This is a genomic window from Mesorhizobium sp. LEGMi-168a, assembly GCF_058312955.1.
Map to the genome: position 1 here is coordinate 1 of NZ_JBZEGV010000038.1, position 20,794 is coordinate 20,794.

The following is a 20,794-nucleotide window of genomic DNA, read 5'->3' on the forward strand; positions in this document are numbered from 1 at the left end:
CGAGGAAACGCCAATCGCCGGGGGCTCGGATTTCGCAAGCGGTAGTTGGCGATATCGCGCAAGCTTATTTCCTCTCCCTCGCGGAGCGGGGGAGAGGTGGCTCGGCGAAGCCGAGACGGAGTGGGGGGCGGCACTGCCGTATCCGATTGCATATGGAGGCGGGCGAAGAGGCACCCCCCATCACAAGAACTTGTTCGGTCACACCAGATTCACAGTCGCGATGGATATGCCGCGCCGGCTTGGCGTATCGTATCGAAAGCCCGGAACAGGAGCACTGACCATGGCCGGCGATCCCAAGGCGCAGAAAAAAGCCGATAACGAGAACGAAAGCGGCGGCGAATATTTCGAGGCGGCGACCGTGCCGGAGGACGCGCACGAGGCGGCGGACGAGATCCTCGAAGCGCCGGAAGTGCCGGATTCCGAACCGCACGTTCCCGGCAGGGTCAAGCCGAAGAAGAAGCCGTCGGCGATCAGCGGCCGGAAATTCCGCAAGCGCGACCTGGTGCGCATCGACGACCTCAGGCCCAGCCTCGCCGACCGCATCCGCGCCGACCATCCGGACCTGCCGCGCGGCGCCCGCGTCAGCCGCGCCGAGCTCGCCCGCTACCGCATGCGCTACATGGAGGAGTTGCTGCAGCAAGAGCACGGCGAATTCTCCGAGCTCGACCGCCAGGTGGTGGAATCGATCGCGAGACAAGACACGATCTCGGAAAACTCGGAAGAGGAATTCGAGGAGCACCGTTCCTTCGCCGACCGCGTCTCCGACAACATGGCCGAGTTCGGCGGCAGCTGGTGGTTCCTGATCTCGTTCGCGGCGGTGCTTCTGATCTGGATCGGCGTCAACCTGTTCGAAGGCACGACCGGCGCCTTCGACCCCTACCCGTTCATCCTGCTCAACCTGATGCTCTCCTGCATCGCCGCCATCCAGGCGCCGGTGATCATGATGAGCCAGAAGCGGCAGGAAGCCAAAGACCGGCTGCGCTCCTTCAACGACTACCGGGTGAACCTGAAGGCGGAGCTGGAAGTGCGGCACCTGCACGAAAAGCTCGACTACCTGATCTCGCGCCAATGGCAGCGGCTGGCCGAAATGCAGCAGATGCAGCTCGATGCGATGCACGAACTGACCGCGAAGAAGCAGAAGCGGGCGACGCGAGGGGTGCGAAGGCGGGTGGCGAAGAGCGAGGCGGAGGGGTGAGGTTCACGGTTCCTCGCCCCGCCAGAGGCGGGGGAGAGGTGTCTCGGCAAAGCCGAGACGGAGAGGGGGAGCGCCATACCCGATTGCTCTATCGGTACGACAATCAACCATCACAGGCCGCCGCCATTCCAATTGGCCGTTGAAGCCCGGAGCGGCTTCCGCTAAGAAGCCGTGGCTGGCCGGCTCACCGGCTGGTTCGTTTTCCGGTTTCCCGGGAAGCACCCGTAGCTCAGCTGGATAGAGCGCTGCCCTCCGAAGGCAGAGGTCACAAGTTCGAATCTTGTCGGGTGCGCCAGATGTCTCGTTCCAAGGCTGCTAGCGACCTTATGCGCCAACAAGACGTGGTATTCGGATCCGTGCCAGTATTCCATCAGACCCTCATTTTCCGAGTTGGCCAGACAGCAATGGATCGCTAGTGTAGCGATTCAATCAAGAAGCTGGGGGGCTTATGCATAAACCGCAAGGCACCATCGCTCAATCGTATTCAGACGAAGAGCTACGTCTGCCGGCACGTTCCTGTTCTGGAAAGTGGAGGCTGCGACCGTTGGAAAGTTCAAGTTCTGTGACTCCGTCCTGAACTTTCGTCGATACCACCCATCGCGGCAGAATCACAGATTCTGAACACCCAGTCGTAACCCATACCTTGAAGTCAGGAATAGCAGTGCCACGAGGACGTAAACCTGGGACGAAGACCGCAACTCCGAAACCAGAAAAATCGGCTCCAACTATCGAGATGACACTTTGGGCTGCGGCCGACAAGCTGCGCGGCAACATGGATGCCGCCGAATACAAGCATGTGGCGCTAGGCCTGATTTTCCTGAAGTACATCTCCGACAGGTTCGACGCTCGTCGCCGGAAGGCGGAGGCCGATCCTGAGGAGCGCCCCTTTCTTGATGATCCGGAAGTTTTTCGAGACCTCTGCCTCGGCGACAACATCTTCTTCGTTCCGGATCGCGCGCGCTGGGACTTCCTGAAGGGGAACGCTACCAGCACGAAGCCAACTATCGGGGAACTGATCGATCAAGCGATGATCGATATTGAAGCCGAGAATGCTAGCCTGCGCGGTGTTCTCACGAAAAACTATGCGCGTCAGGAATTGGACCAGACCAAGCTCGGCGAGATCCTGAAGCTTTTTTCCGACATCAAGTTCGAGGATTCCCATCAGGGCCAAGACGTGCTCGGCCGGGTCTACGAATACTTCCTCGGCGAGTTCGCGAAGATGGAAGGCAAGCGCGGCGGGCAGTACTACACCGCCGGCTGCGTCGTTAAGCTGCTGGTAGAGATGCTGGAGCCGTTCAAGGGGCGCGTCTACGACCCCTGTTGTGGTTCCGGGGGCATGTTCGTACAGTCAGAACGCTTTGTGGAGGAGCACGGCGGCGGCCTCAACGAAATCTCTGTTTATGGTCAGGAGTCGAATGCGACGACGTGGCGCCTCGCCAAAATGAACCTTGCCATACGGGGCATTGAGGCGAACCTTGGTTCCAAATGGGCGGACACTTTCCATGAGGACCTTCACAAGGGCCTGATGGCGAAACATGTCCTGGCCAATCCGCCGTTCAACGACAGCGACTGGGGCGGTGACAAATTGACGGGCGACGCTCGCTGGAAATACGGCGCGCCGCCCTCCGGCAACGCAAACTTCGCATGGCTCCAGCACATCATCTACCATCTTGCGCCCGATGGATACGCAGGCGTGGTGTTGGCTAATGGATCGCTTTCGAGCCAGCAATCCGGCGAGGGCGACATCCGCCGCGCCATGATCGAAGGCATCTGGGACCCAACGGCAAAAGTTATGCTACCCGGTCTCGTCGACTGCATCGTGGCACTCCCGGGTCAACTCTTCTCGACCACGCAAATTCCGGTCTGCCTATGGTTCCTTACTCGCGACAAATCCAACGGCCTCTCGCGCGATAAGAAGTTACGCGACCGCACAGGCGAAATCCTTTTCATCGATGCTCGTGAGCTAGGCACCATGGTCTCTCGCACGCTGAAGGAGCTGACGGATAGCGACATCGCCAAGGTCGCCGAGACGTATCATGCCTGGCGCGAGGTCGGCGGACGCTACAAGGATGTGCCGGGCTTCGCCAAGGCAACCACCGTCAAAGAAGTAGCTGATCAAAGCTACGTACTGACGCCGGGGCGCTATGTCGGCACGCCGGAAACTGGCGCGGAAGATGAGCCCTTTGAAGCGACGATGGCGCGACTAGCCAATGGGCTGCGCGAGCAGATGGCTGAGGGCGCAGCCATAGACGAGCGCATCCGAAAGGCGCTGGCGGGGATTGGCCATGGCTGGTGAGTGGCCAACGGTAGAGATAGGAGCGGTAGCGGATATCTATGATGGTCCACATGCAACGCCGTCCTTCGTCGATGCTGGTCCGATTTTCCTTGGCATCGACGCGCTCGAACAAGGTCGATTGGACTTGTCTCAGACACGTCACGTGACCGAGGAGGTCTTCCGACTATGGACGCGTCGCGTTGTTCCCAAGCCTGGGGATTTGGTGTTTTCCTATGAGACTCGGATTGGGCAAGCGGCACTGATCCCTGAGGGCCTGGAATGTTGTCTCGGTCGGCGACTGGCTCTTGCTCGCGCAAAGTCCGATGCATTAAACAATCGATACCTGCTCTACTACTACCTCGGACCAGCTTTTCAGGAACACCTCCGTGCGCACACTAAGCCGGGGAGCACGGTTGATCGCATCCATCTTCGAGACTTCCCGAAGTTTCCACTCGTCCTACCCCCGAGATCCAACCAAGATGCGATCGCCGAACTTCTCGGCTCCCTCGATGACAAGATAGAGTTGAACCGGCGCATGGCAGCGATGCTGGAGGAAATGTCACGGGCGCTGTTCAAGAGCTGGTTCGTGGATTTCGACCCAGTCCGCGCCAGGGCCGAGGGGCTCGTCCCCGGCCTCCCTGTCGAGATTGCCGCTCTTTTCCCCAACCGGTTCGAGGAAAATGGGCTTCCGAAGGGATGGACGAATGGGCCACTCCTCCAGCACGCGCGCCTGATATCCGGGGGCACTCCCAGAACGGAAGAGCCTGCCTATTGGGACGGACCTATATTGTGGGCAAGCGCGAGGGACGTAAGCCAGTGTCGCGATCGGTTTCTGATCGGGACTGAGCGGACCATCACACAAAAAGGTCTGGATGAAAGCGCGACGCGTATGGTTCCGGCGCTCTCGACTGTTGTTGTTGCACGGGGGGCTACAACAGGCAGGCATTGTCTGTTCGGCCGCGAGATGGCCATGAACCAGACTTGTTACGCGCTCAGTTCGAGCAATGAAACGCCTTTCTGGTTGGCCTCTGCTTTCTCGCACTTGGTCGATGCATTGGTGCGCGGCGCGCATGGTTCTGTTTTTGATACCATCACCACGACCACGCTCGGGACTGCGCGCGTCGTCGATGGTGGGCAGGCATTGACCCTCGCCTTTGAGACTTCAGTGGCACCTATGTACCGGCGGATTCTTGGTCTGGTCCAAGAAGCCTCCACGCTCCGTGGTCTCCGGGATACGCTCCTTCCCAAACTCATCTCCGGAGAATTGCGCATCAAAGACGCCGAGAAGGCGGTGGCCGCATGAATGAACGCGAACTCGATCTTTCCTGGGCTATTTTCTCGGACCTGCCTGACGAGCCTGAAACCCAGTATGGTGCGATGTTGGTCAATTGGAACGGTCGGACCGGTCGGACCACTTATGATCTGGCGCAATCTTACAGAACCGCCGCTTTCCGTCTGCTCGATGAAGCAAGCAGGTACAACGAGTCCTGGGAGAGCGTCGATCCGATCCTGTTTTGCTTCCGTCACGCCCTTGAACTCAACATGAAGGCACTCCACCGCGGACCGGCGAAGCGAAACCATGGACTCCAGGAACTGGCAGCTCACCTGCATGAACGCCTTGTCGGCTGCTATCAGCAGTCTCAACTGGACTGGCTTAGAGATCGGGTCTGCGAGTTCGACACGGTCGATCCTCGCTCGACGGCCTTCAGGTACGATGACGTTGCCAATGCCAATCTCCCGCCCGAGGTCTGGGTGGACTTCGCACAACTCCAGCGCATCATGAAAGCGATCTTCAGCGCACTAGACAAGATTCGTCTCGACGACTTTGAGCGCGTCAGGGAGGAAACCTGACAATGCCCTACTCGCTCCAGATGCTTCGCGCCCTCCTCGACGCGCACCCTGACCGGGCCGAGCCTCTCAGGATTCACATAGAAGCTTTGGAACGCAGTATCGAGAGCCAACCAGCCTTCTGTCTGCAAAGTGTTCGGACGCTTTTCGAGGCGGCTCACTCGACGATAGCGCCGAGGTTAGGGATCGAGTTCGCCAAGAACGATGGCTTCCCAGGCCGGATGCGCGGCGTGATCGACGCCATGGATTTCTCCCTCGCGAATCATCCAAACGCGGCCGAGATCAACGAACACATCAGGTCGCTCACGAGAGGAATTGACGATGTCGCGGTCGCGCTGGCGAAGCTTAGCAATGTGCCCAATATGCGCCATGGCGGATCCCTGGATTGGGGAACACTGCAGCGCCAGCATGCTTTGATGCTGGGCGGCCTTTGTGACAGCCTTGTCGCTTTCCTGTTCGATGTCGCATGGAGCAGGGTGCTCTCGGAGCCGGAGCAGGAAGATGCCGAGACCTATGACGCCCATGCCGACTTCAATGAGTACCTGGATAACGAATACGAGATGGTTGAAATTGCCGGCGCTAGTTTCCAGCCTAGCTATGTGCTCTTTCATCTCGACGAGACCGTATACGACGCGGCGCGCATCGATTGGGAGGCGGAACGAGCGAGCGACCGTCAGTCGAATACCGAGATCGCGGCATGAGCGAGCGCTACACGCTGCCGACAGAAGCTCAGCGCCTTGAACTCGCCGAGGAAGCCGTCGAACTAGCGGCGCTATCTTGGTTCGAATTAATCGGCTGGAAGTCAGTTCCCGGTGACTATCTCGCACCTGACGGTCCGATGGGTGCCCGGTCTGACTATCGACAGGCGATACTCGAACCAGAACTTCGAAATGCAATCGCCAGCCTAAATCCTGACGCTACAGCGGCCATGGTGGACGCGGCAATCCGAACGATAATGGCCATACCCAGCCAGGATGTGATTGAGAACAACAGGCTCTTTCATCCCTTCCTGGCCTCCGGTGTTCCCGTCGAGATCAACGAGCGTGGAGAAACAAGGACCATTGGTCTACGAATCCTTGACCGAGAAAATCCGTCAGCCAATCGGCTGCTCGTTGCGAACCAGTTCATTGTGAAAGGGGACCGAGGTGTAGTTCGCACGGACCTGACCGCGTTCATAAACGGCCTCCCGGTTGCAATACTTGAGTTCAAAAACCCGACCAGCGTAAATGCCACGCTAGAGCGAGCGCATACCCAGTTGCGGAACTATGCGGAGAAGTGTCCGGAGCTGTTCCGCCCAAACCAGGTTCTTGTGATTAGCGACGGCATGCAAGCCCGCATTGGTTCTCTGACCGCAGAGCCGGATCGGTTCGCGCCCTGGCGCACGATCGACGGGATGGAACTGGATGACATGGGCCGGTCCGAGCTTGAGGTTCTAATCCGGGGTGCCTTTGCGCCGGAACGAATCCTCGACCTTATCGTCGATTACGTGGCTTTCGAAATGAAAGACGGGGCCGTCCGATCGAAGAAGTTGGCCGGCTATCATCAGTTTCATGCCGTACGGAAGGCGCTGGCATCTACAGTGGCCGCTTCGCAGAACGGTACGCGAAAGGGCGGTGTCGTTTGGCATACGCAGGGATCTGGCAAATCGCTGACGATGCTCTTTTTTGTGCGTCAGCTTCAGCTGGCCAAAGCATTGAAGAATCCAACTATCGTCATGGTGACGGATCGAAACGACCTGGACGACCAGCTCTTCGGGACATTTGCCGATCATGGTGCAGCGCTGCGGGGAACGCCTCGCAAAGCCGAGACGGCGGAAGAGATGCGTCGGCTTCTCTCGGTGGACATCGGCGGTCTCGTGTTCACCACGATACAGCGCTTCCGTGGTGAGGATGGGAAACACCCTCTGCTGACAGATCGCAGCAACGTCATCGTGATCGCCGATGAGGCCCACCGGACCCAGTATGGCTTCAGGAAGAGGTTTGTAGAGCGAGATGGCGAGATTCGAGAGGCTGTAGGATTTGCCGACTATCTTCGACAGGCCCTCCCAAATGCAACGGCCGTTGGATTCACCGGAACGCCTATCGAGGAACGGGACCGCGATACCTATGGCACCTTCGGCAACGTCATTGACACCTATGACATGACCCAGGCCGTCAAGGACAAGGCGACGGTCCCGATCCACTACACCGCGCGGCTGGCTAAGCTGCACCTGTCCCTATCCGACGATGACCGGACCCAACTCGACCTGCTGGCAGAGGAGCTTGCGGAAGGGGAGGACGCTGCGGTTGAGCGGATCAAGGGCAAGCTTACCCGATTTGAGGAGATCGTCGGCGCCCCGGATCGGATTGAAGAAATTGCGGCCGACGTTGTGGCGCATTTTGAGAAACGACAGGAGGCGATGGCCGGCGGCAAAGGAATGATCGTCACGATCAGCCGCAAAGTCGCGGTGACACTCTATGATGAAATCGCCAAGTTGCGTCCGGGTTGGGTTGCTGTCGATTCGAGCGATGATGCCAACGGTATGCTGAAGGTTGTCATCACGGGTAATCGTTCCGACGACCCGGCAGCGCTTCAGCCGCATCTCCGAACAAAGTCTCGCCTTGAAGCGCTTGCCAGTCGGTTCAAGAATCCTGCCTCTGGTTTCGACCTAGTCATTGTCCGCGACATGTGGCTGACAGGATTCGATGCCCCGTCACTCCATACCCTCTACATAGACAAGCCAATGCGCGGGCATGGACTGATGCAAGCAATAGCTCGCGTCAATCGTGTCTGGGGGGATAAGCCAGGAGGCCTGGTTGTCGACTACCTGGGGATCGGAGCCGAGCTGAAGTCAGCACTTTCGAAATACACCCAGGGTGACCGTGACCAGGTCCGCATGGATGCGGACGAGGCTGCTAGACAGACGCTTACAAATCTGGAAAGCGCTCTGGCTTTCCTGGAGGGAGCCCCCTGGCGTTCCTTCTTCGGGGCAACTCCCGCACAGCGTCTTACGCTACTCAAGCAGTGCCTTGAGTACCTGCTGACAAATCAGCGGCGTGAAGCCTTCATCGACGTGGCCTTGAAGCTGGAGGTCGCCTACGCAATTAGCGCGGGCGACGAACGCGTTACGGCCAAGAGGAATGAGATCGCCCTGGTAGCCGCTCTGCGCGCAAACCTCGTCAAGTATACCTCCGGCGGTGGTCGCAGCCGATTTTCGGTCGAGCGAGACATACGTCAACTCCTTTCCCGCGCGGTTATGGCTGATGGGATACTCGACGTATTCCAGTCCGCTGGACTTGAGCAGCCCGACCTTTCGATCTTTTCCGAAGAGTTCCTCGCGGAGGTGCGCGGGAGCAAACAAAAGAACTTGGCGATCGAGACCCTTCGCCGGCTGCTCGCTGACGAGATAAGATCACATGCTCGAACAAATATCGTCCAATCGACAAAACTGAGCGAGCGCCTCGATGAGACCCTCCGGCGATACCACAACCGCGCGGTCGATGGTGTGCAGGTGATCGAAGAGCTGATCGAACTCGCCAACGAGATTCGGGACAATGCAGCGCGCGCTCGGGAACTAGGTCTCTCTGAAGAGGAGATAGCATTTTACGAGGCACTGGCGGAGAACGGATCAGCAAAGGAACTGATGGCGCACGAGACACTCCGAACCCTCGCGCAGTTGCTTGTTCAGACCATACGGGCGTCAGCCACGATTGATTGGACGCGGAAAGAAGGCGTTCGCGCCAAAATGCGGATTGAGGTGCGAAAGCTATTGGCTCGGTATGGTTATCCACCTGATTTGCAGAAGGCTGCTGTGGACTTGGTGGTGCGCCAGGCCGAGACGATCGCTGCCGATTGGGGGTAGGTTGAACGCCTAACCGCAGCCCCTCACCCCAGCGTCTCGCGTATCGCCGCCGCCAGCCGCTCCACCCCCTCCCTCGTCTGCGCCGCATCGCAGGCCGCGTAGCCCAGCACCAGCCCCTGCGTCGCCGCCGTGTTCTGGAAATATTTCGACAGCGGCGAGACGTTGATGGCCCTCTTCGCGGCGGCCTGGCTGACCTTGATGTCGTCGATGCCCTGCTTCAGATAACCCACCACCTGGATGCCGGCTTCGGCGGGGGAGAGGGTGATCTCGTCGCGCAGGCGCTCGGCCACGATCTCGCGGAAAAGCTGGCGGCGCTGGGCGTAGATGCGGCGCATGCGCTTGAGGTGCCGGCTCATATGGCCTTCGGTGATGAAGTCGGCCAAGGCGGCCTGCAGCAGGAGGGGCGCGAACTGGCCGGTGGTGGAGAGCGCGTTGACGATGCGGCCCGCTAGCTCCGGCGGCAGCACCATGAAGCCGATGCGCAGCGCCGGGAACAAAAGCTTGGCGAAGGTGCCGACATAGATGACGCGACCGGCGCGGTCCATGCTCTGGATCGCCGGCACGGGCCTCCCTTGAAAGCGGTATTCGCCGTCGAAATCGTCCTCGATCACCCAGCTGTTGCCGGTTTCGGCGATGTCGAGCAGGCGCAGCCGCTCCTCCATGCGCATGGTGATGCCGAGCGGATGCTGGCAGGCCGGCGTCACATAGATGAGGCGCGGCAGCGGCGCCGGCGGCTCGAGCCGCCAGCCGCGCTCCTGGTCGACCGGGATGGGCAGGATTTTCGCGCCGGCCACGGTGAAGGCGGCCTTGGCGCCGTAATAGCCGGGCTCCTCCATCCACACCGTGTCGCCGGGATCGAGCAGCAGGCGGGCGAGAAGGTCGAAGGCGGCCTGCGCGCCGGTGGTGACGACGATCTGCTCGGGACGGCAGCGCACGCCGCGCGCCGAATAGAGATAGCCGGCGATCGCCTCCTTCAGCGCCGGATGGCCGGTGACGTCATAGGTGCCGAACAGGGTCTCGCCACCATGGCTGGCGCGGCGCGCGACCAGCCGGCCCCAGACGCCGAAGGGAAAGCTCGTCGCATCCGGCATGCCGGGGTGGAAAGCGACATGCCCCGGCCTGCCGTGGTGGCAGGGCTGGCTGAGCAATTCCTCGCCGCGCCGCGAGGGCGAACGCAGCGGTACCGGCGGTTCCTCGGCCGGCGTCTCGCGCGGGCCGTCCGGCAGGTCGACGATCACCGGGCGCGCGCCCTGGCGGTTGGCGAGATAGCCTTCGGTGACGAGCTGGTCGTAGGCCGCGACGATGGTGTTGCGGCCAAGGCCGAGCTCGGCGGCCAAAGCGCGGGTGGAAGGGAGTTCCGAGCCCGGCGCCAGCGCGCGGTTGCGGATGATGGCGACGAGGCCGTGATAGAGCTGGCGGGAGAGGTGCTCGGGGCTCGAGCGGTTCACCGCCAGCATGTCGAGCGGGAAGGCCTGGGGTTTGGGGTGGAGGGGGCGCATCTTTTACCTCAATCGCTTGCCGAGCACGCTAGCTTTCCAGGTCGAGTTCCTTCGCGCCCCCCTCTGTCCTGCCGGACATCTCCCCCACTTGGGGGGAGATCGGACGTCACCTCTGCTTTCGCCAATCGCCGACGCTGGAAGAGATGCGCCGGCAACGGAGCTGCCAATCTCCCCCTTGTGGGGGAGATGCCCGGCAGGGCAGAGGGGGGCGCTGTCCCGTCAACACTTGGCGATTTTCCATCTCGTCCCCATCCTGCCACAGCCGGCAAAACACACAACTGGTTCCTTCATTTTCCGGAAAACTGGCCCTCGTGGGGGAGACAGAGCGGCGTAGACTTCGTCCTGTGACGTTGGGGTACGACGTCGACGCAAGGCGAGTTTGGCCAAGACAACTGGGAGGGCGTCCGGCCAGACGAAGACGGCGGGGCTTTGCATCCCGCCGCCGGCACCTGAAGCCATTTCCCTCCTGAAACCATCACCCCGCAGCCCTTTGGGCCGCGGGCGGAAAGCGAGCAATGACCACAGTCCGACTTGGCATCAATCCGATCACCTGGACCAATGACGACGTGCCGGAGCTCGGCGGCGACACGCCGCTCGAGACCTGCCTCAGCGAGACCGCGGAAGCGGGCTATGCCGGCACCGAGCTCGGCGGCAAATTTCCGCGCGAGGCACGCACGCTTGAGCCGATCCTCGACCATTACGGGCTGACGCTGGTCTCCGGCTGGTATGACGGCCGCATCTGCGAGCGGGAAGTGGAGGAAGAGTTCGAGGCGATCCGTCCGCATCTGACGCTGCTCAGGGAGCTCGGCGCTGCCCAAGTCGTTTATGCCGACACCTCGCGCGGCCGCCATGGCGCGATCCACGACCCGATCTCGCAGCGGCCAAAACTAGTCGCCGAGGAGTGGAAGCCCTACGGCGAAAAGATCACGCGGCTGGCCGAACGTTTTGCTGATTTCGGCGTCGGCATGGCCTTTCATCATCACATGGGCACGATCGTCGAGACCGACGCCGAGATCGATATGTTGATGAACGTCACCGGCAAGACGGTCGGGCTGCTCTACGATACGGGGCACTGCGCTTTCTCCGGCGGCGATCCGGAGCAATTGCTGCGCCGGCATGTGAACCGCGTCGTCCATGTCCATTGCAAGGATGTGCGCCCGGCCATCTTGAAGAAGGCGCGCGAGGCCGACATGAGCTTCATGGGCGCGGTGATGGACGGCATCTTCACCGTGCCCGGCGACGGCGCGATCGACTATAATAGCCTGCTGAAAATCCTCGCCGACAAGGGCTATGCCGGCTGGCTGGTGGTGGAGGCCGAGCAGGACCCGGCCAAGGCGCATCCCTTGACCTATGCCACGATGGGTTACCGCAATCTGCGCGACCTCGCCCGCAAGGCCGGGTTCACGGTCGACGAGCGGAAGGACTGAGGAACAAGCGGCGGGAACGCCGGGGAGGGCGATGAGTTCGGTTCTGTTCAGAAACGTGGTCAAGAATTTCGGCGCGCTCAACGTGCTGAGATCGCTCGACCTCGCCGTGCCGGACCACAAGTTCCTCGCCCTGCTCGGCCCGTCGGGCTGCGGCAAGACGACGGCGCTGCGCATCCTGGCCGGGCTGGACATGCCGACCGCCGGCAAGGTCTTCATCGGCGAGCGCGACGTCACCCGGCTGCAGCCGCGCGACCGCGACATCGCCATGGTCTTCCAGAGCTACGCGCTCTATCCGCAGATGACGGTCGCCGAGAACATCGGCTATCCGCTGTGGATCCGCGGCACGCCGGACATCGAGCGAAAGGCCAAGATCGGCGAGGTCGCCGCCATCCTGGAGATCGGCCATCTGCTCGACCGCCGGCCGCGCCAGCTCTCCGGCGGCCAGCGCCAGCGCGTGGCGCTGGCCCGCGCCATCGTGCGCGACCCGGCGGCCTTCCTCATGGACGAGCCGCTGTCCAATCTCGACGCGCGGCTGCGGCTCAGCATGCGCGGCGAGATCAAGCGGCTCTGCCAGCGCCTCAGCGCCACCACCATCTACGTCACCCACGACCAGGTCGAGGCCTTGACGATGGCCGACCTCGTCGCGGTCATGCATGGCGGCGAGCTGCAGCAGATGGCGCCGCCCATCGACATCTACGACCGTCCGGCAAACCGCTTCGTCGCCACCTTCGTCGGCAACCCGCCGATGAACATCCTGCCGGCTGCGCTGAGCGAGCAAGGCGTCATCGCCGGCGGCAAGATCGTTCCGCTGGAGCGAAAACGCCTCACCGCGTGCCGCCTGGCCGAGATCGTGGAGATCGGGCTCAGACCGGAAGACTGCAGCGTTGCCCAACCGGGCGAACCGGGCGCGCTGCCCGGCGAAATCTATGTCGTCGAGCCGATGGGCAACGAGACGCTGGTCAATGTCCGCCTCGAAGGCGGCAACGTCTCGGTGCGGGCCGGCCGCGATTTCAGGGGCGCGGTCGGCGAAAGCATCGGCGTCGCCTTCGACCCGGCGAACGCCTGCTTCTTCAATTCGGCCGGCCTCACCGCCGTCCACAGGGTCAACAGCAATGGGAGAGAGAAATGACGCATTCCAGCAGACTTACTCGCCGCTCCGTCATCAAGGGCGGGCTCGGCCTGGCTTTAGCCACCACGGCCCTCACCACGCTCGGCCTGCCTGTGCCGGCCAGGGCCGCCGGCAAGAAGGTCATCATCGGCGCCTTCGCCGACGGCGGCCTGACGCCGTTCAAGCAGAAGATCATCCCGCAGGCCAAGGAAGCCGGCTTCGACATCGAGTTTCTCGAGGACGAATACGGCGTGACACTGGAGAAATGGTTCGCCGACGCCCAGAGCGGCGCCGGCCAATACGACCTCTATCTGCTCGATGATCCCTGGGTGCCGCAGTTCGGCGCCGCCAATGTGCTCGAGGACCTCGGCGCCGGCGGCATCGATGGCTCCGACAAGGACTGGATCGGCTCGATGATCGACATGGGCTACTGGCCGCCGCAGAAGGGCCCGCGCGTCAAGGGCTTCGAGGATGCCAAGCCGACGCTGATCTGCGTGCCCTTCGTCGGCGACCTGCAGACGCTCACCTACCGCAACGACGTCTTCACCGGCGGCGCGCCCAAGACCTGGGACGAGGTCATCGCCAAGGGCAAGGAAGGGGTGGCGGCCGGCAAGATCAAGTACCCGGTCGTCTTCCGCGGCGTCTCCGGCAACCCGATCGTCACCAGCTGGTATCCGATCTTCCTGTCATTCGGCGGTTCCTTCTTCGACGACAAATGGAACCCGATCTTCAATTCGGCGGAAGGCAAGGCATCGGCCGACTTCTTCGTCGGCACGATGAAGCAGAACGCGCCGAGCGGCGTGGTCGAGTTCGACTCCGACCAGGAGGGCGCGGCGATCCTCGGCGGAGAGGCCGGCGCCATTATCCAGTATTCCGGCAACGCGCTGAAGGCCGACGATCCCGCCCAGACCAAGGTGGCGGGCAAGCTCGATTTCGGCGTCGTGCCGAAGCAGCAATCGGCGATCGCCCAGATGGGCATCTTCATCGCCGGCGTGCCGAAATCGGCGCCCAACAAGGCGAACTCGATCGAGTTCCTGAAGTGGTACGTCAGCGCCGAGACGCAGGCCAAGCTGTCGGAAGCGGGCTCGATCCCGGTCAAGCGCAGCGCCTTCGGCATCGCCAAGCCCGGCAACCGGCTGATCCCGGTCGCCCTGCAGCAGCTCGACGCCGGCGCGCTGCCGAGGCCGCGCACGCCGGACTGGGCGAAGGTCGAGGAACTGCTCGGCATCGAGCTCAACAAGGCGCTCCAGGCCGGCTCCGGCGGCGGTGCCGCGCTCGACACGGCCGCCAAGCAGGTCAAGGACTACCTGACCACGGCCGGTTACTACTGATGCGAAGCGCAACGCAGGCACGCAAATATCGCCTGCAGGGGGCGGGGCTCGACCTCGCCCTCCCGTACCTCATGCTGGCGCCGGGCCTGATGATCGTGCTCGGCGTGCTGGTCTATCCGCTTTGGGACGGTCTCAGGGCCAGCGCAAAAGCCTATCGCTACGGCTCGCCGGTCTCCGATGTCGGGTTGCAGAACTATGTGCGCCTGTGGAGCGACGCGCAGTTCCTCAACGCGCTCTGGGTCACGGTCAAATTCGTTGCGCTGTCGGTATCGTTCGAGGCGGTGCTCGGCTTCGCGCTGGCGCTGTTCTGCCTGCGCGAATTTCGCGGCATCCGCCTGCTGCGGACGGTGCTCATCATCCCGATGGTGATCACCCCGGTCGTCGTCGCCATCGTCTTCCGGCTGATCTACGCCAGCGATGCCGGCATGCTGACGGCGCTTTCCGAGGCCATCGGCGGCGGCGAGGCGCAGATCCTCGGCAACCCGCTCAACGCCTTCATCGGGCTTGTCGTGCTCGACGTTTGGGAATGGACGCCGCTGATGTTCCTGATCCTGCTCGCCGGTCTGCAATCGCTGCCGCACGAGCCGTTCGAGGCCGCGCGCGTCGACGGCGCCGGCGCCTGGCGCGTCTTTGCCGATCTCACCTTCCCGATGATGCGGCCGGTGCTGGCGGTGGCAATCGTGCTCAGGACCATCGATGCCTTCGGCACCTTCGACCAGGTCTTCGTGCTGACGCGCGGCGGGCCGGGCGAGGCGACGAGGCTGATCTCGATCTACGGCTACGACACCGCGTTCAAGTTCCAGCAGACCGGCTACGCGGCGGCGCTGTTCGTGACGATCGGCCTCGTCGTGCTCGCGCTCTCCTTCAGCGCCATCAGACTTCTGCGCAGGATCGACGCGTCATGAGCACCCGTCTGGCTCGCATTCTCACAACCATCTTCGTGCTGGCGGTCGTGCTGCTGCCCATCTGCTGGCTGGTCTCCACCTCGCTCAAGTCCAACCGCGAGATCACGCAGGAAGGCACGCTCTACCCGCATGTGCCGACGCTGGACAACTACGTGCGGCTGTTCACCGAAAAGCAGTTCGGTTCCTACCTGACGAACTCGCTGGTGGTGACCTTCTTCTCCGTCGCCATCGCTCTGGTCGTCGGCGCGATGGGCGCTTATGCGATCGTCAGGTTCCGATTGCCTTTCGCCACGGAGCGCAAGGTCGGCCTGTTCCTTTTGACGCTACGCATCATCCCGCCGGTCGTCATACTGATCCCCGTCTATCTGCTGATGCTCAGCCTCGGCCTGCTCGACAGCTGGCTTGGCCTGATCGTCACCTACACCGCCTTCAATGTCACCTTCTGCGTCTGGATGATGGAGAGCTTCTTCCGCGAGATCCCCGTCGATCTCGAGGAAGCCGCGATGGTCGACGGCGATTCGCGCTTCGGCGCCTTCCGCCGCATCACGCTGCCGCTGGCCGCCCCCGGGCTCGCGGCGACCGCTATTTTCGCGGTGCTGGTCACGTTCAACGAGTTCCTCTTCGCACTGGCGCTGACAGCGACGCCGCGCGCCATGACCATGCCGCGCGGCACCGCGACGCTGATCGGCCGCATCGACACCGACTGGGCCTCGATGTCGGCAGCCGGCGTCATCGGCGCGCTGCCGATCGTCTTCTTCGCGCTCCTGGTGCAGCGCCATCTGGTGCGCGGACTTACCATGGGCGCGGTGAAATGAATGCCGCTCAGGCAACACGAACCTGCCGTTCCGCGAAGGCGGCCTGATAGGAAAGTCGAACGCATGATGGATGTCTGTCTGTTCGGGGTGGGGCTGATCGGCCGTGTGCACGCGGGCAATCTGGCGCGTCACCCAAGAGTGCGGCTGCGCTACATCGTCGATCCCAATCGCGAAGCGGCTGCCAAGGTCGCCGCCGTCACCGGCGCCGAGATCGCCGACACCGAAGCCGTGATGAACGATCCGTCGGTGAAGATGGTGTTCATCGCCTCGGCGACGCGCACGCATGCCGAGCTTGCCATGGCCGCGGCGGCGAAAGGCAAGGCGATCTTCTGCGAGAAGCCGATCGATCTCGACCTCAAGCGCACGGACGAGTGCCTGGCCGCGGTCGAGAAAGCGGGCGTGCCATTCCAGATCGGCTTCAACCGCCGCTTCGATCCGAGCTTCCGGGCGCTGAAGGAGCGCCTAGCCGGCGGCGAGATCGGCGCCGTCGAGCAGGTCATCATCACCAGTCGCGACCCCGAACCCGAAACCGAGGAAGCTCTGGCCGGGGGCGGGGGCGTCTTTCGCGAAATGACCATCCACGACTTCGACATGGCGCGGAACCTGCTCGGCGAGGAGCCGGTCGAACTCTTCGCGACCGGCTCCTCGCTGGTGGCGCCGCAATACACGAAGCTCGGCGACTACGACACCGCGATGTTCATCCTGCGAACCGCGTCCGGCCGGCAGTGCCACATCAACAACAGCGTCAGGGCCGCCTATGGCTACGACCAGCGCATCGAGGTGCATGGCGCCGACGGCATGCTGCAGGCTGGCAATCGGCTGCCGACCTCAGTCGAGATGTATGGCGGCAATGGCATATCGCGCGACAAGCCCTATTATTTCTTCGTCGAACGCTACGCCGAGTCCTACGCTTCCGAGATCGATCACTTCATCGATTGCGTCGAAACTGGCAGGAAGCCCGCCGTCACGGCCAGCGACGGCCGCAAGGCCATGATCCTTTGCGAGGCCGCCCTTGCCTCCGCCCGGTCCGGCAGGTTCGAACCTGTGAAGCTCTGAGCGGATGGGCTCAAGTCAACCGGGAGGCACGATATGAAGATTGGCATGATCACCGACAGCCTGGGCAATCTTTCCTTTGACGAGATGCTGCGCGCCTCAGCCGAACTCGGGCTGGAGACGCTGGAGTTCGCTTGCGGCAACTGGTCGTCCGCGCCGCACATCGATCTTGCAGCCATGCTGGACAGCGCGGAGACCCGCACCGAATTCGCCGCCAAGGTTCGCGACCACGGGCTGACAATTGCGGCGCTCAACTGCTCGGGCAATCCGCTGCACCCGGGACCGCAGGGCAAGAAGCACCGCCAGGTGACCGAGGACACGATCCGGCTGGCGAGCCTGATGGGGATCGATCGCGTGGTGATGATGTCCGGGCTGCCCGGCGGCCCGGGCGACGCCAACCCCAACTGGATCGTCACCGACTGGCCGCCGGAATGCGCCGACATCCTGCGCTACCAGTGGGACGACTGCATCATTCCCTACTGGCGCGATCTCGTGACGTTTTCGAACAATCTCGGCATCGGCAAGCTCTGCCTGGAACTACACGGCCATCAGGCCGTCTACAACGTCCAGACACTGTTCCGCCTTCGCGAGGCCGTCGGCGAGACGGTCGGCGCCAACTACGATCCGAGCCATCCGATGTGGATGGGCGCCGATCCCATCGCCGCCGTCCGCAAGCTGGGCTCGGCGATCTACTACGTCCACGCCAAGGATACGCGCGTCGAGCCGATCCCGGCCGGCATCGATGGCGTGCTCGATGCGCGTCCGCCAAACCATTATGCCGATCGGGCCTGGAACTACATCACGCTGGGCTATGGTCACGGCGAGACCTGGTGGCGGCAGTTCTGCACTGCCTTGAAGCAGGTCGGCTACGACGACGTGCTGTCCATCGAACACGAGGACATGATGCTGTCGCCGATGGAAGGCATGCGCAAATCCGTAGCGTTGCTGCGCAACGCTGCCATCAATCTGGCTTGAAGCGGGCGGGGCCGCAGCACCCGCGACGGTCTGCCGGTTTCCACCCTGCGGCTCGCCTCGCGCACAATCCGCACGCTCGTCCATGAACGGCTAAGATATGGTTGCCCCCTGCCGCTGGAGTTCTGCTGTTCCGGCATCACCGCCGCCGAGCCTGGTCGCAGCGCTGGCCAGCGAGCCGAAGCTGGTCGCCAAGCATCCGGCGTTGGGCGATTTCCTGCGCAGCCGATGGTCCGACGCGGCCTTCATGACGGCGGCCGGCATGGCCGAAGCGACCGGACTTCCCACCACAACGCTGATCAGGCTGCTCGCGCTGCTCGGATTCCCCGGCTTCCGCAGCTTTCGCGACGCGGTGCGCGCGCAGCTCAGATCGCGCTGAAGGTCAGGGCACAATCCCCCGGCAGGCCCAGGCGACGTTGGCGAACGACCGCGGGCCGTCGGGCCGGCCGGCCTCATAGGCATCGCGAACGGCAGCCTCGGTGCGGGCTCGTTCGGTCCCATCGAGCGTCGTCATATATTTGCCAAGCGGGCCTTCGCCGGCGCCGATCGGCGCCCAGTAGTCGTCGAAATTCTCGTAATCCATCCGGATCATCAGCTCGGTCTCGGTGACATCGGCCAGGCCCTGTTCGACAAAGGTCCGCTTCATCTCGCCAGGCTGCATCATCGGCTGGAAGCAATAGCGGTTGCGCATCTGGCGCCCGCTTTCGCTGAGCGCCGCGACGGTGTCGATCATCATGCGCATGCCCGGCATGCCGCCGAGATGATCCCACACAACTGCGGCCACCACGCCGCCCGGCCGCACCACGCGGCGCATCTCGGCCACCGCCTTGCCGGCCTCCGGCACGAAGTGCAGCACAAGGAGAGCGAGTGCACGGTCGAATGCATTGTCCGGGAAAGGCAGCGCGGTGGCGTCGGCTTGGCTGATGGTGATGCGCGGATCGGTGTTGCGTTGCCTGGCCGCCTCGACGAAGACGGGCGAGAAGTCGATGGCCTGGATCTCGGCGAGACCGGCTGATTTCGCCAGCTCGAAGGTCAGGCTGCCGGTGCCGCAGCCGACATCGAGGATTTTTTCGCCGGCGGCCAAGCCGGCGAAGTCGATGAACTTGGGCGCCAGCCTGCGGCTCCAGCGCCCCATGAGCTGCTCATAGCCGGATGCTGCATGAACGGTGAAGATCGATGCCATTGGAGCCTCCCATATGAGCCCAAGCTAAACCTCGACGGAATTGCTGCCAAGGCGCAGAGCAATCAGAGCAAGAATAGCGCGGCGCGTGCCGGCGATTATGTGGGCGACTTCACGATCGCCACGCTCTCCCTATCGAGGACGCTCCGGCTCGGTGGCGGGCGAATGGATGTCTTCACGCCGACGACGCCGAGAGGGTATCGAATATCTCCTTTGCCTCGACGACAAGCCTGTGCATCAGCTCTCCCGCGGGAAGCTCTCGATTCAACGCGGCCGCCTGCCCATAGAGATGAAAAGCGAAATCTGCCTTTGCATGATCGGCATCGCCGAGCGGGCTGCTCAGCGCATACATTTGCGGGAAATCCGGAAGGGGTGTTCGGCTCTCTTCCATCTCAAGGGCATAACGCGTGCGCTTCGCCCGTGCGGCGCGGCCCGAGAAGGCAATGGTGACCATGGTATCCATGTCCGTCGCGGAGCGGATCAGGGCGCGGCGCGGAGCGTCCGTCCCGGCTTCGTCGCAAGACAAAAAACCGGTGCCGATCTGCACGCCGCTGGCGCCAAGAGCGAAAGCAGCCGCTATGCCTCGGCCGTCGGCGATGCCGCCCGCGGCAATGACCGGAAGCTTGATAGCATCGACGACCTGGGGAACCAGCGCCATCGTTCCTACGCCGTCGCCCGGACCGGTCGGAACATGAGAGCCGCGGTGGCCTCCTGCCTCCCATCCCTGGGCAATGACGGCATCGGCTCCGCTGTCGGCGAGATTGCGCGCCTCGGCGACGTTCGTCGCGGTGCTGATGATGACGATCCCGGCCTGCTTCAGCCTGGCGACCTTGGCCGCGTCCGGTATGCCGAAGTGGAAGCTGACGACCGGCGGCCGGATCTCGAGCACCAGATCGAGCTTTTCGTCGTCGAAACCCGGTCCGATCGGTGGAAGCCTCCGTGACGGTTCGCCAAGCGACAGTTCCTCGTAGTAGGGCCGCAACCTGTCGATGGCCCGGGCCAGCACGGCGTCGCTGGTGCTGGGTTGCGGGAAAACAAAGAAATTGAGGTTGAACGGCCGTTCGGTCGCGGCGCGCATCCGGCGCGCAACGTTGCGCAGGCCATCCGGCAACATCGATGCGCAGCCAAGCGATCCCAGTCCGCCGGCATTGCTTACCGCCGCGGCGAGTTCCGGCGTCGCCGAGCCGGCCATCGGCGCCTGGATGATGGGATGCTCGATCTTCAAGAGATCGCATAGACGACGGTTCGGCCACATGAGCATGTTTCCGCTGTCGAGGAAGGAATTTACGCTTGTTAGCATAGGCCTGGGACGGAGCCCGGTCACCGGAATTGTGCGGGCACGCTC

17 protein-coding genes and 1 tRNA gene are annotated in these 20,794 nt (G+C 62.7%); 15 read left to right on the top strand and 3 right to left on the bottom strand.

Translation table 11 applies throughout. The features are described 5' to 3' along the window. The first annotated feature begins 280 nt into the window (after positions 1-280). From AC4FWB_RS30585 to AC4FWB_RS30615, 7 genes are all read left to right on the top strand, one after another. Positions 281-1,195: a DUF1003 domain-containing protein gene (locus tag AC4FWB_RS30585; RefSeq protein WP_491029954.1), complete on the top strand. Its 915-nt coding sequence runs from the start codon at positions 281-283 to the stop codon at positions 1,193-1,195. Positions 1,196-1,413: 218 nt separating this feature from the next. After that, positions 1,414-1,490 (top strand) — tRNA-Arg (locus AC4FWB_RS30590). A 438-nt stretch (positions 1,491-1,928) separates the two neighbouring features. After that, positions 1,929-3,491, top strand: coding sequence for a type I restriction-modification system subunit M (locus AC4FWB_RS30595; protein WP_491029955.1), 1,563 nt, complete (start codon positions 1,929-1,931; stop codon positions 3,489-3,491). Then, a complete protein-coding gene (locus AC4FWB_RS30600) occupies positions 3,481-4,773 on the top strand; it encodes a restriction endonuclease subunit S (protein WP_491029956.1) in 1,293 nt (430 codons plus the stop codon). Before AC4FWB_RS30595 ends, AC4FWB_RS30600 begins: the two co-directional genes overlap by 11 nt. Then, positions 4,770-5,321 (top strand): hypothetical protein, encoded by a 552-nt coding sequence (locus AC4FWB_RS30605; protein ID WP_491029957.1) that lies wholly within the window; start codon positions 4,770-4,772, stop codon positions 5,319-5,321. Before AC4FWB_RS30600 ends, AC4FWB_RS30605 begins: the two co-directional genes overlap by 4 nt. 2 nt (positions 5,322-5,323) lie before the next feature. Then, entirely contained in the window at positions 5,324-6,019 is a 696-nt protein-coding gene (locus AC4FWB_RS30610; protein ID WP_491029958.1) for a hypothetical protein, read from the top strand. Next, the gene (locus AC4FWB_RS30615) at positions 6,016-9,159 is read left to right on the top strand and encodes a type I restriction endonuclease subunit R (protein ID WP_491029959.1); all 3,144 of its coding nucleotides are present in this window, start codon (positions 6,016-6,018) and stop codon (positions 9,157-9,159) included. The genes AC4FWB_RS30610 and AC4FWB_RS30615 overlap by 4 nt, the downstream gene beginning before the upstream one ends. Before the next feature lie 23 nt (positions 9,160-9,182). Here AC4FWB_RS30615 and mocR read toward each other — a convergent pair whose 3' ends face one another. Continuing rightward, positions 9,183-10,658, bottom strand: coding sequence for a rhizopine catabolism transcriptional regulator MocR (gene mocR / locus AC4FWB_RS30620; RefSeq protein ID WP_491029960.1), 1,476 nt, complete (start codon positions 10,656-10,658; stop codon positions 9,183-9,185). Between the two features lie 515 nt (positions 10,659-11,173). Between mocR and iolE the strand changes: the two genes are divergently transcribed. The 8 genes from iolE (at position 11,174) to AC4FWB_RS30660 (ending at position 18,648) form a co-directional block, all read left to right on the top strand. After that, positions 11,174-12,085: a myo-inosose-2 dehydratase gene (iolE, locus tag AC4FWB_RS30625; RefSeq protein WP_491029961.1), complete on the top strand. Its 912-nt coding sequence runs from the start codon at positions 11,174-11,176 to the stop codon at positions 12,083-12,085. A gap of 31 nt (positions 12,086-12,116) precedes the next feature. Beyond that, on the top strand, positions 12,117-13,214 hold the full coding sequence (locus tag AC4FWB_RS30630) for an ABC transporter ATP-binding protein (RefSeq protein WP_491029962.1): 1,098 nt from the start codon (positions 12,117-12,119) through the stop codon (positions 13,212-13,214). After that, positions 13,211-14,524 (top strand): extracellular solute-binding protein, encoded by a 1,314-nt coding sequence (locus tag AC4FWB_RS30635; RefSeq protein WP_491029963.1) that lies wholly within the window; start codon positions 13,211-13,213, stop codon positions 14,522-14,524. The genes AC4FWB_RS30630 and AC4FWB_RS30635 overlap by 4 nt, the downstream gene beginning before the upstream one ends. Then, complete coding sequence (locus AC4FWB_RS30640) at positions 14,524-15,429, top strand: carbohydrate ABC transporter permease (protein WP_491029964.1); 906 nt, start codon at positions 14,524-14,526, stop codon at positions 15,427-15,429. Before AC4FWB_RS30635 ends, AC4FWB_RS30640 begins: the two co-directional genes overlap by 1 nt. Further along, positions 15,426-16,244 carry a carbohydrate ABC transporter permease gene (locus tag AC4FWB_RS30645; RefSeq protein WP_491029965.1) on the top strand — a complete coding sequence of 273 codons (819 nt, stop codon included), beginning with the start codon at positions 15,426-15,428 and terminating at the stop codon, positions 16,242-16,244. Before AC4FWB_RS30640 ends, AC4FWB_RS30645 begins: the two co-directional genes overlap by 4 nt. A gap of 63 nt (positions 16,245-16,307) precedes the next feature. Next, positions 16,308-17,300 (top strand): inositol 2-dehydrogenase, encoded by a 993-nt coding sequence (gene iolG / locus AC4FWB_RS30650; protein ID WP_491029966.1) that lies wholly within the window; start codon positions 16,308-16,310, stop codon positions 17,298-17,300. A 33-nt stretch (positions 17,301-17,333) separates the two neighbouring features. Beyond that, positions 17,334-18,272, top strand: coding sequence for a sugar phosphate isomerase/epimerase family protein (locus AC4FWB_RS30655; protein ID WP_491029967.1), 939 nt, complete (start codon positions 17,334-17,336; stop codon positions 18,270-18,272). A gap of 97 nt (positions 18,273-18,369) precedes the next feature. Continuing rightward, positions 18,370-18,648, top strand: coding sequence for a hypothetical protein (locus tag AC4FWB_RS30660; RefSeq protein ID WP_491029968.1), 279 nt, complete (start codon positions 18,370-18,372; stop codon positions 18,646-18,648). A 3-nt stretch (positions 18,649-18,651) separates the two neighbouring features. On the opposite strand, the gene AC4FWB_RS30665 is transcribed toward AC4FWB_RS30660, so the two are convergent. Beyond that, the gene (locus AC4FWB_RS30665) at positions 18,652-19,452 is read right to left on the bottom strand and encodes a class I SAM-dependent methyltransferase (RefSeq protein WP_491029969.1); all 801 of its coding nucleotides are present in this window, start codon (positions 19,450-19,452) and stop codon (positions 18,652-18,654) included. Positions 19,453-19,624: 172 nt separating this feature from the next. Then, positions 19,625-20,749, bottom strand: coding sequence for an NAD(P)H-dependent flavin oxidoreductase (locus tag AC4FWB_RS30670; protein ID WP_491029970.1), 1,125 nt, complete (start codon positions 20,747-20,749; stop codon positions 19,625-19,627). Positions 20,750-20,794 lie beyond the last annotated feature (45 nt).